Origin of the sequence: Parabacteroides sp. PH5-46 (assembly GCF_029892785.1) — a bacterium.
In the GTDB taxonomy this organism is placed as follows: Bacteria; Bacteroidota; Bacteroidia; order Bacteroidales; family Tannerellaceae; genus DFXE01.
In genome coordinates this window covers 18,452-33,111 of sequence record NZ_JARXXA010000010.1, presented here as the reverse complement: position 1 = coordinate 33,111, position 14,660 = coordinate 18,452, and the positions used below count along the sequence as shown (strand labels likewise).

Below are 14,660 nucleotides of genomic sequence, written 5' to 3'. Positions count from 1 at the left end.
GCTCGATACGGAGCGTTCAATGTATCAGGTTGAATACTTAATATTCGTCTACCTTTAAGTCCTGACGGAAATTGTCCAGCCTTTGTTGCAGACGGCTTACCACCTCTGCGTAGGCGGGATTGCCGTAGAGGTTGTTCACCTCGTTCGGGTCGCTTTGCAGATCGTATAGTTCGTTGCAGTCGATAGCTGCGTTGTACTGATTAGCCTCTCCGTAGAAATGAATGAGTTTGTAGCGATTGTCGCGAACTCCGTCGTGACGGCGTACCTGATGGATCGCCGGATAATCATAATAATGGTAGTACAGGTATTCGCGCCAGTCGTTTGGTGTCTGCCCACTAAAGAGTGGAACTAAAGAGGTTCCTTCCATAAAGGCAGGCTTCTCTATCCCGGCCAATGCCAGGTAGGTAGGAGCATAATCCAGGTTCTGCACCAAGGCATCACAAACGCTACCGGCTTTTATCTTAGACGGATGACGAATGATCAGCGGCGTGCGGAACGATTCTTCGTACATAAAGCGCTTGTCAAACCAGCCGTGTTCGCCCATATAAAAGCCCTGATCGGAAGTGTAAACAATCACGGTGTTTTCCATCAGGCCTTCTTCCTCCAGATAAGCGATCAGGCGTCCTACTTCATCGTCAATCGTCTTGATGCAGCGCAGGTAGTCTTTCAAGTAGCGCTGGTACTTCCATTTCAGCAGTTCGTCGCCACTTAGGTTCTGGGCGATGAAGGCTTCGTTTTTGGGTTTGTAGGCAGCCATCCATGCGTCGCGTTGTTCGGGTGTCATGCGATCCAGCGAGGCATTCCAGGACTTGGTCAACCAATCGTTCGGTTGTATATCTCCGGATTTCAATTCGTCTACCTTCAGGTCGTACACCAGTGTCATATCGTTTTCGATGCGCATTTGTTGTGTACGAGCCGCTTCGCAGCGAGTGTTGTAATCGTCGTAGAAGGTTTCCGGAAGCGGGAAGTCTATCTCTTCATACAAGTCCAGGTATTTGCCTTCCGGCATCCAGTTACGGTGCGGGGCTTTGTGATGTACCAGGAGGCAGAAGGGTTTGTCGGGATTCCTTTCTTCCAGAAATTCGATGGCGTGGTCGGTGGTAAGCGTAGTAGCGTAACCTTCTTCCTTTACGTAGGCTCCGTTACTTTTCTTGCTTTTAAATTCAGGATTGTAGTAGTCGCCCTGATCCCATAACACATGATAATAATCAAAGCCCTTCGGCTCGCATTGCATATGCCACTTGCCCACTACGCCCGTTTGGTATCCGTGTTGCTGTAATATCTCAGAGAAAAATACTTTCGTACTATCAATTCCTTTGCCAAGCTGGCGTTGCCCGTTTTGATGGCTGTATAAACCGGTCATCAGACAAGCGCGGCTGGGGGTAGAAAGTGAGTTTTCAACAAAAGCCTTCCTGAATAGCATTCCTTCAGACGCCAGCCTGTCCAGATTGGGCGTAGGAGCCAGTTTCGATATCGGATGCCCGTAAGCGCTGATCGTTTGGTACGAATGGTCGTCGGTCATGATGTGGATAATGTTCAGCGGCTTTTCTTCCGCTTCCTTTTGTCCGGATCCACAGGCGGCCAATAACAATGTAGGAGCTACTAAAGCTCTGGTTTTGAGATAGCTTTTCATCTTTATTTGTTTATTAATTAACCTTCCCTATTTCCCTTCTGTTGGCTCCTTCGCGCTTTGTCAGGTCGTCGCCCATGTCTTCCCTAGCTTTTTCAGCCAGTGCCGATAAGCGTTCAACCACCTCGGGATACATCTCCTTCACGTCGAAGCGTTCTCCCGGATCGCGGCGGAGGTCATACAAAGACAGTCCTATTTTGTCTTGCCCTACTTTCCCTGGGAATCCGTCGTTGGCCGGTTCCAGATAGGTGGCATGCTTGTGCGGAAAAATCAGCTTAAACCGTCCATCGCGAACGGCTTCCAGATTATTTACCCCGTAATAATAGAAGAAATGGTCTCTGGGTGATACCTCTGTTTCACCTTTCATCAAAGGCGAGATATCTACTCCGTCTATTTTCTTTTGAGGCAAAGCAGCTCCGCTTAGAGCCGCTAAGGTAGGCAAAATATCAATAGTAGACGCCAGCTGATTGCAAACAACTCCTTCGGGAATGACGCCTTTCCAGCGCATCAGGCAAGGAACTCGCTGTCCCCCGTCAAAGGTTGTAGCCTTGGCTTCGCGTAGCCCTCCGTTGCTTCCAGAGTGGTTTCCGAAGTTATACCAGGGGCCGTTGTCGGAGGTGAAAATAACGAGGGTTTGCTCGTCGAGCCCGTTTTCTTCCAAAGTTTTCAGAATCTGTTGTACGCTCCAGTCCAGTTCCATCATCACATCGCCAAACAATCCCTGCTCGCTTTTCCCCTTAAACTTGTCAGACACAGCCAGTGGTACATGCGGCATAGAATGTGCCAGGTAGAGGAAAAACGGCTTTTCCTTATTCTGTTTGATAAAGCGGACAGCCCGTTCGGTGTACAAGGTAGTCAACTCGCCCTGATCGCCAAGTGTCCAGATCTCGCGTGCTTTCTCGTTTCCGTCAATCAATGGCAAGGCCGGGTGGCGAAGTTTATGCGGCAGGTTGGAAGCCGGTGTTGCCCGGTTGCCTTCGTAATCTACAGGCCACATGTCGTTGGAATAAGGAATACCCAGGTATTCGTCAAAACCTTGCTGAAGCGGCAAGAAAGGTTTCAGATGGCCCAGATGCCATTTGCCTACCGCTGCACAAGTATAGCCTTTTGTTTTCAATACTTCGGCAATGGTTTCTTCGTTGGGGTTCAGCCCCGTATTTCCTTGCGGCATCAAAGCTCCGCTGATACCTACCCGGTTCGGATAACAACCCGTCATAATCCCTGCCCGTGAGGCACTGCTGATGGGTTGGGCCGCATAGAAATGAGAGAAAAACATACCCTCTTTAGCCAGGCGGTCGATTGTTGGTGTTTTGTAGCCGGAAGCGCCTGTAATTGTCAGGTCTCCGTAACCCATGTCGTCCAGAAAAATCAATACGACGTTAGGCGGTGTTTGCGCCTGCAAGGAGGCCGATGCCAGAAGTGCACCACCTGCTACTACATTCTTCATCCACATAATATATCCTGTTTTTAGTAATTTCTGATGTTCCGGTGGTCGGTATGTGGACGTTCTGTCCTTTTCAGCGGGATATTCATACCGTCTGTACCTTCCAGCCAGTCGTATAATGCGTGATTCAATTGCTTAATTGTTTCCTGATGCTCCGGTGAGGCGATCAGGTTCTGCATCTCGTATGGGTCTTTCTGCAAATCGTAAAACTCGTTAGTGTCCCATATTCCATGATAACGGATGTATTTATATTGGTCGGTGCGAACTCCGTGCATGGTAGGCGTTTGCGGAAACTCATGTTCCCAATAGTATTCGTAGAAGATACGCTCGCGCCAGTCGGGCTTTTCACCTTTCAGCAGCGGGATGAATGAATAACCCACCATTTGCTCAGCCTTGTTCAGTCCTAAATAATCCATGATGGTAGGAGCGATGTCTACATTCTGTACCATATTTTCTACCACAAGTCCCCCTTTGAATAAAGCGGGGCAACGAGCCAGCATCGGAACCCTTACCGATTCTTCATAGAACTGGCGTTTGTCTATCAATCCATGTTCGCCCCAGGCAAAGCCATTGTCGCCCATGTAAATAACCAATGTGTTCTCATCCAAGCCGGCTTCCTTCAGATAATCCAATACCGAACCGATGCTTTCGTCTACCGAGCGAAGGGTTTCACAATACCTCCTTACCTGTACGTCCCACGGACGCCCGTGATAGGAATAATCTACCCCGTGCCAGCTTTCGCGTTGGCTCTTAACCCAGTCGGGTATCATATTATCTCCATAATAGTCTTTACCGGAAGCGGCCTTGCCGGTAGCCGGGTCGATAGTAGGTAGTTCACTGATACCGTAATGGGGCGTGTTAAAGGAAGGGGGTAATACAAGTTCTTTGTCTTTGTAGCAATCTCTATGGCGTTTGGCGGCTGCGAAATTATCGTGTACTCCTTTGTGGGAAAGATAAACAAAGAACTGTTCGTTATTTGCCTGCTGTTTTTTCATAAAGTCTATGGCGTGTTCCGTCAGCAGATCGGTAACATAAGTGCTGTCTTGGTACTGAATCCATTCGCCATTGGTATTGATGCGCGGATTGTAGTATTCGCCTTGCCCTCTGAAGCCTTCCCAGTGATGGAAGCCCGGTTGCGGATCGCCCGAATCGTTACCCATATGCCATTTGCCGAAGAAGGCTGTTTGATAGCCCGCCTTTTGCAGGTATTCGGGGAAGAAGGTCAGTCCCGTAGGTAGAGGAGCCGTATTATCTACTACCTTATGAGCGTGTGAATACATGCCTGTCAGTATAGACGCCCGGCTAGGGGAGGAGAGAGAAGTAGTAACAAATGCGTTTTTGATGTGAGCTCCTTCACGAGCCATGCGATCCATGTGAGGCGTTTCCAGCCAGGGAACAGTCTGCATGAATCCCATATAGTCGTAGCGGTGATCGTCGGACAATATGAACACAACATTTAGAGGCTTCTTGCCTGCCGTTTGTTCCTTTGTATCGGGCGCTTCTGCAGAGCAGTATCCCGCAAAGCCAACGGACAATAATAAAGGATGAATGTACTTTGCTTTCATAATAATGATTAACTAGTATGATGTTTCAGCACGAAGGCACAGAGGAGTAGCTCCCTTCTGTGCCTCTTGTGCTAAGGAATAATTACCAACCGGGATTTTGTACCAGGTTTGGATTCAGGTCTATCTCCGATTGAGGGATAGGCATCAATATCATGTGATCTTTTATATTCTTGGCAATGTCTGTCTTGTTAGCCTCTGCCACGCCTGCTTCGTAGGCGCTATGGGCTTTCATGCGTTCTACGAAGACACCCATGCGTACGAGGTCGAACCAGCGGTGTCCTTCGTGCGGGAATTCCAAGCGACGCTCCTTCAGGATAGTAGCCCGGAACTCGTCTTTTGACATGGCTTTGAAGTTGCCCGAATCATCTCCGTATGCGCGTTTGCGGATTCTGTTCAATGTTTCGAGAGCCTTAGCCGACTCGCCCGCTTCATTCAAAGCTTCGGCATACATTAGCACAGCATCGGCATAGCGGATGATGTGCATGTTTACATCGCAGTGGTCACCCGTAGCCAATCCGTCTACAAAGTACTTAACAGAGATAGGGATGCTGGAAACAATGATCTCTCCGGTAGTGAAGTGCTTAAACTCTGTCCGGAAGTTCACAGCCTTGCGAGCATCTTTATCATCAAACTGGTCGTACAATTCCTTGGTAGGTATATCTGCCTCGTTCATAGCTGCTACACCAATAGGCACGGGAACAGAGTATTTTGGACCTGCCAGAGACATTTCTCCATTGTTTCTGAAAGGAGGCGCCTTGTACTCTACATAGAATACGGCTTCTATACCTGCTTCCGTATCGTTTTTCCAGTTGGCTCCATAGTTATCATGCAATCCGAAACCATAGGTGCTTTCGTTTTCCACTACTTCTGCCAGTTTGTCTTTAGCCTTCTGGAATTCACCCATTGTCAGATATACTTTGCCCAGTAGTATCTTGGCTGCTCCACGGTTTACGCGGCCTTCATCTGAGTCCGAATATTCCGAACGGAGCGGCAAATTATTTTCCGCAAAGGTCAGATCCTGGATAATCTGGTTGTACACTTCAGCTTTAGGCGTACGTGCTATCATGGCATCTTCTACTGTTTGCAGATTGAGAATCAGAGGTACATCCCCAAAGTAGCGTACCAGATTGAAGTAAAAGAGTCCGCGCAGGAAGCTGGCTTCAGCTACAAAACGATTCTTCTTGCTTTCCGATACTTTCTCAATCTCCGGAATTTTATTTATTGCCGTATTTGCTCTTGATATACCGGAATAGCAATTCTTCCACATGTCGCGTACAAAGGTGTTTTGCGAGTTGTGGCGCAGGAATTCCAGGTCTTGCAGGAAAGGATTGGGCATACCCAAACCGTTCTTCATATTGTCGGTAGGAAGTTCCCCCAGCATATACATCAGACGGTTGTAAAGACTGTTTAATTGTTCATAGGTAGCATCTACTGCCGCCTGAGCGTCTTTTTCGCTGGTATAGAAGTTGCCTACTACCAGGCGGTCTGTCGGATTTTCATCCAGGAAAGAAGAACAACCGCCTGCCATGCCTGATAAAACCAGGGCTGAAAACAGATATATAATAGATTTTTTCATTGTCTTTCGATTCATACGTTATTTAATATCAATTTTAACACCAAACATATATGTTCTGGATTGTGGATAACCTCCAAAGTCTTCACCGGCTTCCAGTGTAGAAGCGCCACGGTAGCTTACTTCCGGGTCGTAGCCTCTGTAATCGGTCCATGTCAGTAAGTTCTGAGCCGTTACATACAGGCGTAATCCTCCGATGTGTTTAAACTTCAGGTTGGGGAAACTGTAAGAAAGAGATAATGTTTTCAGTTTCAAGTATGAGCCATCTTCTACAAAACGGTCACTCACCAATAAGTTACGATTGGTAGAAGCCTTTGCATATTCGTTGCTCGGATTTGTAGGAGTCCAGCGGTTTACGAGGTCTTTATACACATTCTGTCCTCCGGTAGGTGCTTCCAGCTCCATGGCATTGTAATTGAATATCTTGTTTCCGTACGAGTATTGCAGGAATACATTTAACTCAAAACCTTTATAACCAAATGTATTTGTCAAACCGCCAAAGAACTTAGGATTAGAGTCACCCAGAATTTCACGGTCATTATTGGCATCTACTTTATTGTCGCCGTTGAGGTCTTTGTATCTGCGTAAGCCAACACCGATAGGAGAGGCAGAAGAGATTTGTTCGGCGCATTCGGCTTCATTCTGGAAGATACCGTCAAAGCGGTAGCCATAGAATACACCAATCGGTTTACCTACTACCAGGCGGCGGATAGAACCAGTTTTCAAGTGCCCGTCTCCTTCGTCCATTTCTTTATATTCTTCACCTCCAAGTTCCAGTACTTTATTTCTGTTGAACGAGATGTTGAAAGCTGTTGTCCAGTTGAATATTCCGGTCACATTGTCACTTTCGAGCGATAGTTCAACCCCTTTGTTCTCTACACTACCGATATTTTTAAGCATAGAAGAGTATCCCGAAGCATTAGGGATAGCTACGTTGTACAACAGATCGGTTGTTTTCTTGCGGTAATAGTCAGCCGTGATGCGGAAACGATTATCAACGAACCCTACGTCAATTCCTAAGTCGAATTGTCCGGTCTTTTCCCATTTCAGGTCGGGGTTCGGTATTCTGTTCGGATAGAAGCCGGATACAAGGCCGTTACCTATGGTCCAGTTGTTGTTACCCAGTGTAGCTAAAGACTCATATACACCGATTTCCGTATTTCCGGTAAATCCGTAGCTGGTACGTAGTTTCAGGTTGCTGATAACCGAACGGGTAGCTTCCATAAACTCTTCTTCAGACAGTCTCCAGGCAAATGAACCGGAAGGGAAGAATCCGTATTTATTATTATCCCCAAAGCGGGAAGAACCGTCTATACGCGCATTTACAGAGAATAAATACTTATCGTAAAGCGAATAATTAACACGAGCCAGATAAGACATAATGCTCCACTGTGTAGCGGAAGACTCCGGTTTGAGATAGGTAGAAGCCGCTCCCAAGTTGTTGTATTTCATCACATCATTAACAAAGCCTTTAGACGAAGCCTTAACGGTTTCTACGTTGTTCCGCTGGATAGTGAATCCACCTAATACGCTCAGGTCGTGAATGTCGTTGATTGTCTTATTCCATGTCAGAATGTTTTCATTCAACCAGTTTATTGAGCGGTATGTATTGATCGTGGCTGTAGCCGTACCCATTGCCTGGTAAATATTGGACGGAGTGTAGTGATTGGCCTTCAAATACATAACGTCGGTACCTACAGATACTTTGGCTTTGAAGTTCGGAAGGAATTCCCACTCGGCATATACATCACCCAGTACGCGGGTTGTTGCGTTGTCGTATATTTGTTCTTTTGCCGTAGCAATCGGGTTTGCGATCAATAGCCCCGGAATATTCATCTGTGTATATTCGCCTGTTTCTTCGTTTTCGTAAATAGGCTGAATCGGGCTCATTTTCATGGCTCCTGTAATAACACCAAGCCTGTCACCCACATCGGTAGGAGGCGATTTGCTGATGGTATGGCTACCCGACATATGTGTACCTACCTTAAAGGTTTTAGACATCTGGCGATCCAGGTTCAGGCGAAGCGAATACCGCTTAAATTCTGAGTTGATAATGATACCTTCCTGGTCGAAGTAGCCTCCGGAAATAGCATAGGTTGTTTTCTCATCCCCTCCGGAGAAAGAGAGCTGGTAGCTTTGTGTCAGAGCCGTACGGAATAGTTCATCCTGCCAGTCTGTACCTTTGCCCAGTTTGGCAATTTCAGCCAATTGAGTCGCGTTGTAGTATGGGCTCAATCCGTCATTGGTATAGGCTTCATTGATTAATGCGGCATACTCTTGTGCATTCATCAAGTCAATTTTCTTTGCCACACTCTGGATACCCCAGCTTGATTCGAAGGTTACGATATCACGTCCCTTTTTTCCGCTCTTGGTGGTTACCAGTACTACTCCATTGGCAGCACGGGCTCCATAGATAGCGGTAGCAGATGCATCTTTCAGAATTTCAATAGATTCAATGTCGCCTGGGTTTACAGTTGCCAGTCCACTCATCTGGCTTTTTCCTCCGGTTTCACCAAAGCCTCCGCCACTGTATACGGGGAATCCATCTATTACATACAAGGGTTCGTTTCCTCCCTGCAAAGAACTGCTACCGCGAACACGGATAGAGGCTACAGCGCCTGGCATACCGGATGTTTGAGTTACCTGTACCCCGGAAGCACGTCCTGCCAGCCCCTGGTCGATTGAAGTGATAGGCGTTTGTTGCAATTCAGTTGTTTTAATCGACGATACGGCACCTGTCAGGTTACTTTTCTTAACAGAGCCATAGCCGATAATTACCACTTCGTCAATGGTTTTTGAATCTTCTTCCAGGATGATACGCAGCGTGCTTTGGTTGCCAACGGCTACTTCCTTGCTGGTATACCCGATATACGAAACCTGCAGGATAGCATTCACCGGAACTTCCAGTGAGAATTTCCCGTCTATATCGGTAATTGTACCCAGGCTTGTTCCTTTTACAATTACGTTGGCACCAATGATCGGCAGGTTTGACTCATCAACGATAACACCTGTTATCCGTTTGTCTTGTTGCCGTGCCGGAACGTTGCTGGATTCTCCTGCTTTCTTATAGATGATGATATGTTTGTCATCTATCGTATAATTCACGCCCTGGTCGGCCAACAGGTTGTCCATTACATTATTAATCGGTTGTTTTTCTATATGTACGGAGAGGAGTTTGTCCAGATTTATTTCCTCGTTCCGGTACCAAAAAGAGTACTCGCTTTGCTGTTTTACAGCATTAAGCGCTTGTTCTAACGTTACATCCTGCAGATTCAGAGAGATCTCGGCTTTTTGCGAGTAGCCATTTACTGCAGAAGCACAAAAAATGGTTAACAAAGACAGTATTACAGTCAATCTCATAATATTAAGGAGTTTATTAGAGAAACAAATAGGCACACGTTGCCTTTTAATTGATAATAAATTCATACTTTTGTACTGATTTTAGGTTTGTAATCACGTTATTAAACTAAAGTCATTTTAAACGGGAAATGTTGATCTCATTTTCCGTTTATTTGTTTTCATCATGAGTCGTGCTCCATAGGCAAAAACGTTTGTTATTTTATTTTTTGTCATATATTTGAATAAAATCTCCATCTATTTGATAATAAGTTCGTTTATCTGCTGTCATTACCCTGAGTATCTGCTCCAGATTTTCCTGACGCACAAAATCTCCGGTATAGATAATTTCTTTAAGCCTGTCAGGCGATATGCTTATATGCACATTGAAGTGCCGTTCCAATTGCCGGGCTATATCTTCAAATGTCATACTGTTGAAATAAAATTTACCTTCGCGCCAGGCTGTATAATAGTTTAAGTCTACCTGCTTTTTCTGGAATATATTCCTGAATTTATCATAGAGTACTTGCTGTCCCGGATCAACGCGGATATACTTTTTCTGATTATTTAAGCCTACTTCAATGCTGCCTTCCTCCAGGGTTACTTCTATATTCTTTTCTTCTTTGTAGGCTTTTACATTAAACTTGGTACCCAATACCCGTACATTAATATTATCCGCTTTTACGATAAAAGGTTGTTTTTTGTTGTGAACTACCTCAAAGTAAGCCTCTCCGTCTACTTCTACTATCCTGTCTTTATCGGTAAAAGCTGTCGGGTATTTCAGGATGGTTCCGGCATTAAGGGTTACTTTTGTTCCGTCTGACAGTTCAATGGACGAAAGCATTCCCAGCGGATTTTTCATTTCTACAAACTGGCTGTTCAGTTTGTTATATCCCTGTTGAAAAGAAACGTAGTTTGTAACACCTAACAACAATAGAATCGAAGCGGCTACAGAAGCCATTTTGATCCATAGCGAGCGGCGCTTAGCCTTGTCTATACGCTGGTTGAGTTGTTTCAGAACAGGTTCTTTTATATCTTCGCCCATAGCCGTAACCTGGGGAGAAAGATCTATCTGTTCCAGCCATTCATGAAGTGTTTTATGTTTATTTTCTTTATCTGTCATTATAGAGAGGAGTAATGATAAGGGCTTTTCGTTTAAGCGAAAATTGGGTTTTATTTGCAAATGTATGTTAAAATCGCTAACGTAAAATAAGGAAAATAAGGTTTAACGGCTTCTACGATCTTATCTGTCGCTATTTTCATTTGTACCCTAACGGTGCTTTCCTTTATAGAAAGGATTTCGGCTATCTGTTTGGTTTTTAAACCTTCTTTGTAGGTCATTAAAAAGATGACCCGGCATTTTTCGGGTAGTTCGCTGACTATTTTGCTTAGTATTTGTTCGAGTTCTTTGTTTTGAATGTCATCTTCCGGCGAAGAATCTGTACTTAATTCCAGATGAATGGGTATTTCGTCCAAAGATGTGTGTGAAGGGTTATTGTAGCGTTTTTGATATCTGCCCACTTCATTCCGTACGACAATATAAAGGTAAGTTTCGATATTCTCAATATCTTTCAGGCGTTTCCTTGATTGCCAAACAGCATAGAAAACGTCTGTAATAACCTCTTTACAAGACTCTTTGTCTTTCAGGAAGTAATAAGCAAAACGAAAAATCTGCTCATAATATGTATGATAAAACACATCGAAAGAACCTCGTTCATCATTGGATACTGAATGTAAAAGATTCTTTGTTTTCATTGGAACATAGAGCTCGTTTTATATATATTGTCTGAACCTAGAGCAAATGTAACAAAATTGGTGCGTGAAAGTGTTACTTGTATCGCATTTGTGAATGAGTTTCACTTATTTTTTCAGAAGAATGTCTTTTTTTATTTTTTCTACAGCTGTGAAATGTATTTTTAACAGCTGTGAAACTTTCTTTTCACAAGTGCGAAATGCTTATCCCACAGCTGTGAAAAGAATAATTTTAGGTATGTTTAGTTTCAAAAGTATTAGATATGTTGTTAATAAATGTAAATCACAATAAGGCTTATTAAACTAATGAATGTTTTCATCGTCTATCTATTCACATGATGGTTTTCAATGAGACAATAAGTTTTTAATCTTTTATTTATGAAAATAGGAAAAATCCTTTGTTTGTGGATGGTTGTTTTGGTTTCTTTTCCGGCTTTGGCACAAAGGGCAAGTGTGGAAATAAAAGGAACAGTGGTTGAAGAAGGTACAAGTACTCCGGTAGAGCAGGCCACTGTTCGCTTGTTGAATGTCAGGGATAGTACGATGATTAATGGAGTAGCCAGTTCGCGTAACGGGACTTTTTCTCTTAAAAATGTGAAGCCGGGAGATTATCTGCTTCACATTTCTTTTATCGGTTTTGAGCCCTTGTATCAGCCTTTGCAGATAACAGGGCGGACAGCCTCAGTGGATGTTGGTAAACTGGAACTGAGTGACGGTTCTATCCTTTTGGGTGAAGCAGTTGTGATAGGGAAGGCGGCAGAAGTAGTGGTGCGTAATGACACGATAGAGTATAATGCCGACTCGTATAAGGTAACAGAAGGCTCGGTACTGGAAGACCTATTGAAGAAAATGCCCGGAGTAGAAGTAGATAGCGAAGGAAAAATCACCGTAAACGGGAAGGAGATAAAGAAGGTAATGGTGGATGGAAAAGAATTCTTTTCCGATGACCCCAAAGTGGCATCCAAGAACCTACCTGCTAATATGATAGACAAATTGCAGGTATTGGACAAGAAAAGTGATATGACTCTGATGACAGGATTTGACGACGGGAATGAAGAAACCATTATCAACCTGACAGTCAAACCCGGAATGAAACAGGGCTGGTTCGGTAATGCCTTTGCCGGATACGGAAGTGAAGAACGCTACGAAGGAAACTTTATGGTGAACCGCTTCTACAACAGTGACCAGTTTACCATCATGGGAGGAGTAAACAATACCAATAATATGGGATTTTCCGACCTGGCATCTACCATGTTCCAGGGAATGGGAGGTGGCGGAGGCCCTCGCTTCAGAGGCGGCAATAGCAGCGGGATTACCCAGTCGGGCAACATAGGGATGAACTTCAGTAAAGAATTTAATAAGAAACTGACTCTGAACGGAAATGTCCGCTACAGCCATTCCGACAATGACCTTTTCGGCAATAGCCGGGAAGAAAAGATACAGGCCAACGATAGCACGCAGTATCAAGAGAGTGAGAGCTCCAGAAACAGAAAGTCGGATAATATAGGTGCGAACCTGCGTTTGGAATGGAAGCCGGATACGCTGACAAGTATTATTTTCCGTCCGAACTTTAGTTACAGCAAAAGCAAAAACCATTCGTCGGAAGAATACGTTACCCTGCAAGGCTTAGGGGGCATGGATGTAGCCTCTATGGATTCACTGAATATGGGGGACTCTTATACGGCAGACAATGGAAACGGATATAACGTAGATGCTCGCTTGGAGGTTAGCCGTAAGCTGAATAGCGAAGGACGGGTAGTGAGTGGATCTTTCTCCGGAGGTTATAGTGACTCCGACGAAGACGGCATCGAGTATTCCAATACCTATTATTTCGGAAGTGATCAGCAAAACAAGTTGATAGACCAGCAATACCAATATAATAACAAAGGGTATAACTACCGGGCGTATGTCTCCTGGGTAGAACCGCTGGGCAGGAATAACTTTTTGCAGCTAACTTACAGTTTCAGCCAGCGCCAGCAAGAGGCACTTAAATATACCTATGCCAAAGACGATCAGGGCTTATATACTGTATTGGATACGGCCTATAGCCAGAGCTACCGGAACGAATTTATCACACAACGTGCCAGCCTGAGCTTCAAATCTCAAAGACAGAAGTTTAATTATACATTGGGGCTGAATCTGGACCCTTCTTATAATAAGAGTGAGACATTTATCGGGGATGTTGTTTTATCGTCTATCTCTCAGAATGTGGTGAACCTGTCGCCAATGGCTCAGTTCAACTACATACATAATAAGCAAACAAATCTGCGGGTAGACTATAACGGACGTACCAGTCAGCCCAGTATGACACAGTTGCAGCCTGTAGCCAATGTATCGAATCCTAATAATACAATCATCGGTAATCCGGATCTGAAGCCGTATTATACCAACAACCTCTTTATTCGTTTTCAGAAATTTCTGCCGGAAAAACAGACTGCATTTATGTTGATGGCCGATGGTAACTATGTAGTAAATGCGATCGTCTCGGACATCAGGAACCTGGAAGGGGGTAGAAGGGAAACGACTTACCGGAATACAGACGGCAACTATAGAGGCAATTTCCGCTTTATGTTCAACACACCTTTAAAGAATAAGAAGTTTACGATAAACTCCATGTCAATGGCTAGTTATTCAAACAATAACTCCTTTATCGACAGTCAGAAAAACGTAAACAAGAGTCTTACTTTAATGGAACGTGGGGGTATTGATTTCCGTTCCAATGTCATAGACTTAGGCTTAAACGGGAATATCCGGTATAACAAGGCCGATTACTCATTGCAGCCTAAGAATAATGTAAGTACTTTCAACTATGGGGTAGGAGGAACAACCGTTCTTTATCTCCCATACGATTTTAAGATTGAAAGTGATATCAACTGGTCTACCAACTCCGGATACCAAGCCGGATATGACCAAAACGAAGTCATCTGGAATGCTTCGGCTTCCAAGTCTTTCCTGAAGGGCAAACAAGCAACTTTACGCTTTAAGATATACGATATCCTTCAACAACGCAGTGGTATCACTCAGCAGATCAATAGCGAAGGATATACCTATTCAAGCTACAATACGCTGAGCAGCTACTTCATGGTACACTTTGTCTATCGCTTCAGCATCTTCAAAGGCGGAGCCACGGCTTCAGATGCCATGCGCGGACGTCGCGGACCGGGCGGTCATGGCGGCCCTCCACCTATGCGTTTCTAAGGGCTTAATAAACTTAATAGACCTAATAAACTTAGTAGACTTAATGGACTTAATGGAATAAATTGATTAAATTTGTAATTCATTAAGTTTATTAGGTCTATTACGTTTATTGAATTTATTAAGTCTATTGAATCCATTAAGTCTACTAAATATTCTTCCTTT

Annotated in this window: 8 protein-coding genes; 1 reads left to right on the top strand and 7 read right to left on the bottom strand. The window is 44.4% G+C overall.

Going from position 1 to position 14,660, the window contains the following annotated elements:
• Positions 1-37: 37 nt before the first annotated feature.
• The 7 genes from M2470_RS11455 to M2470_RS11425 all read right to left on the bottom strand — a co-directional run bounded on the left by M2470_RS11455 (position 38) and on the right by M2470_RS11425 (position 11,303).
• Complete coding sequence (locus M2470_RS11455) at positions 38-1,633, bottom strand: sulfatase (RefSeq protein ID WP_280745209.1); 1,596 nt, start codon at positions 1,631-1,633, stop codon at positions 38-40.
• Positions 1,634-1,646: 13 nt separating this feature from the next.
• Positions 1,647-3,083, bottom strand: a complete 1,437-nt coding sequence (locus tag M2470_RS11450) for a sulfatase (RefSeq protein ID WP_280745210.1) — start codon at positions 3,081-3,083, stop codon at positions 1,647-1,649.
• A gap of 14 nt (positions 3,084-3,097) precedes the next feature.
• Positions 3,098-4,639 carry a sulfatase gene (locus tag M2470_RS11445; RefSeq protein WP_280745211.1) on the bottom strand — a complete coding sequence of 514 codons (1,542 nt, stop codon included), beginning with the start codon at positions 4,637-4,639 and terminating at the stop codon, positions 3,098-3,100.
• Positions 4,640-4,721: 82 nt separating this feature from the next.
• Positions 4,722-6,215: a RagB/SusD family nutrient uptake outer membrane protein gene (locus M2470_RS11440; protein ID WP_280745212.1), complete on the bottom strand. Its 1,494-nt coding sequence runs from the start codon at positions 6,213-6,215 to the stop codon at positions 4,722-4,724.
• A gap of 18 nt (positions 6,216-6,233) precedes the next feature.
• Complete coding sequence (locus tag M2470_RS11435) at positions 6,234-9,572, bottom strand: TonB-dependent receptor (RefSeq protein ID WP_280745213.1); 3,339 nt, start codon at positions 9,570-9,572, stop codon at positions 6,234-6,236.
• A 199-nt stretch (positions 9,573-9,771) separates the two neighbouring features.
• The gene (locus tag M2470_RS11430; RefSeq protein ID WP_280745214.1) at positions 9,772-10,671 is read right to left on the bottom strand and encodes a FecR domain-containing protein; all 900 of its coding nucleotides are present in this window, start codon (positions 10,669-10,671) and stop codon (positions 9,772-9,774) included.
• Positions 10,672-10,721: 50 nt separating this feature from the next.
• The gene (locus M2470_RS11425; RefSeq protein ID WP_280745215.1) at positions 10,722-11,303 is read right to left on the bottom strand and encodes an RNA polymerase sigma-70 factor; all 582 of its coding nucleotides are present in this window, start codon (positions 11,301-11,303) and stop codon (positions 10,722-10,724) included.
• 375 nt (positions 11,304-11,678) lie between these two features.
• On the opposite strand from M2470_RS11425, the gene M2470_RS11420 reads away from it, so the two are divergent.
• Complete coding sequence (locus M2470_RS11420; protein ID WP_280745216.1) at positions 11,679-14,498, top strand: TonB-dependent receptor; 2,820 nt, start codon at positions 11,679-11,681, stop codon at positions 14,496-14,498.
• Positions 14,499-14,660 lie beyond the last annotated feature (162 nt).

Coding starts and splice junctions, on each gene's coding strand:
- M2470_RS11455 (WP_280745209.1), bottom strand. CDS start 1,633: ATGAAAAGCTATCTCAAAACCAGAGCTTTAGTAGCTCCTACATTGTTA.
- M2470_RS11450 (WP_280745210.1), bottom strand. CDS start 3,083: ATGTGGATGAAGAATGTAGTAGCAGGTGGTGCACTTCTGGCATCGGCC.
- M2470_RS11445 (WP_280745211.1), bottom strand. CDS start 4,639: ATGAAAGCAAAGTACATTCATCCTTTATTATTGTCCGTTGGCTTTGCG.
- M2470_RS11440 (WP_280745212.1), bottom strand. CDS start 6,215: ATGAAAAAATCTATTATATATCTGTTTTCAGCCCTGGTTTTATCAGGC.
- M2470_RS11435 (WP_280745213.1), bottom strand. CDS start 9,572: ATGAGATTGACTGTAATACTGTCTTTGTTAACCATTTTTTGTGCTTCT.
- M2470_RS11430 (WP_280745214.1), bottom strand. CDS start 10,671: ATGACAGATAAAGAAAATAAACATAAAACACTTCATGAATGGCTGGAA.
- M2470_RS11425 (WP_280745215.1), bottom strand. CDS start 11,303: ATGAAAACAAAGAATCTTTTACATTCAGTATCCAATGATGAACGAGGT.
- M2470_RS11420 (WP_280745216.1), top strand. CDS start 11,679: ATGAAAATAGGAAAAATCCTTTGTTTGTGGATGGTTGTTTTGGTTTCT.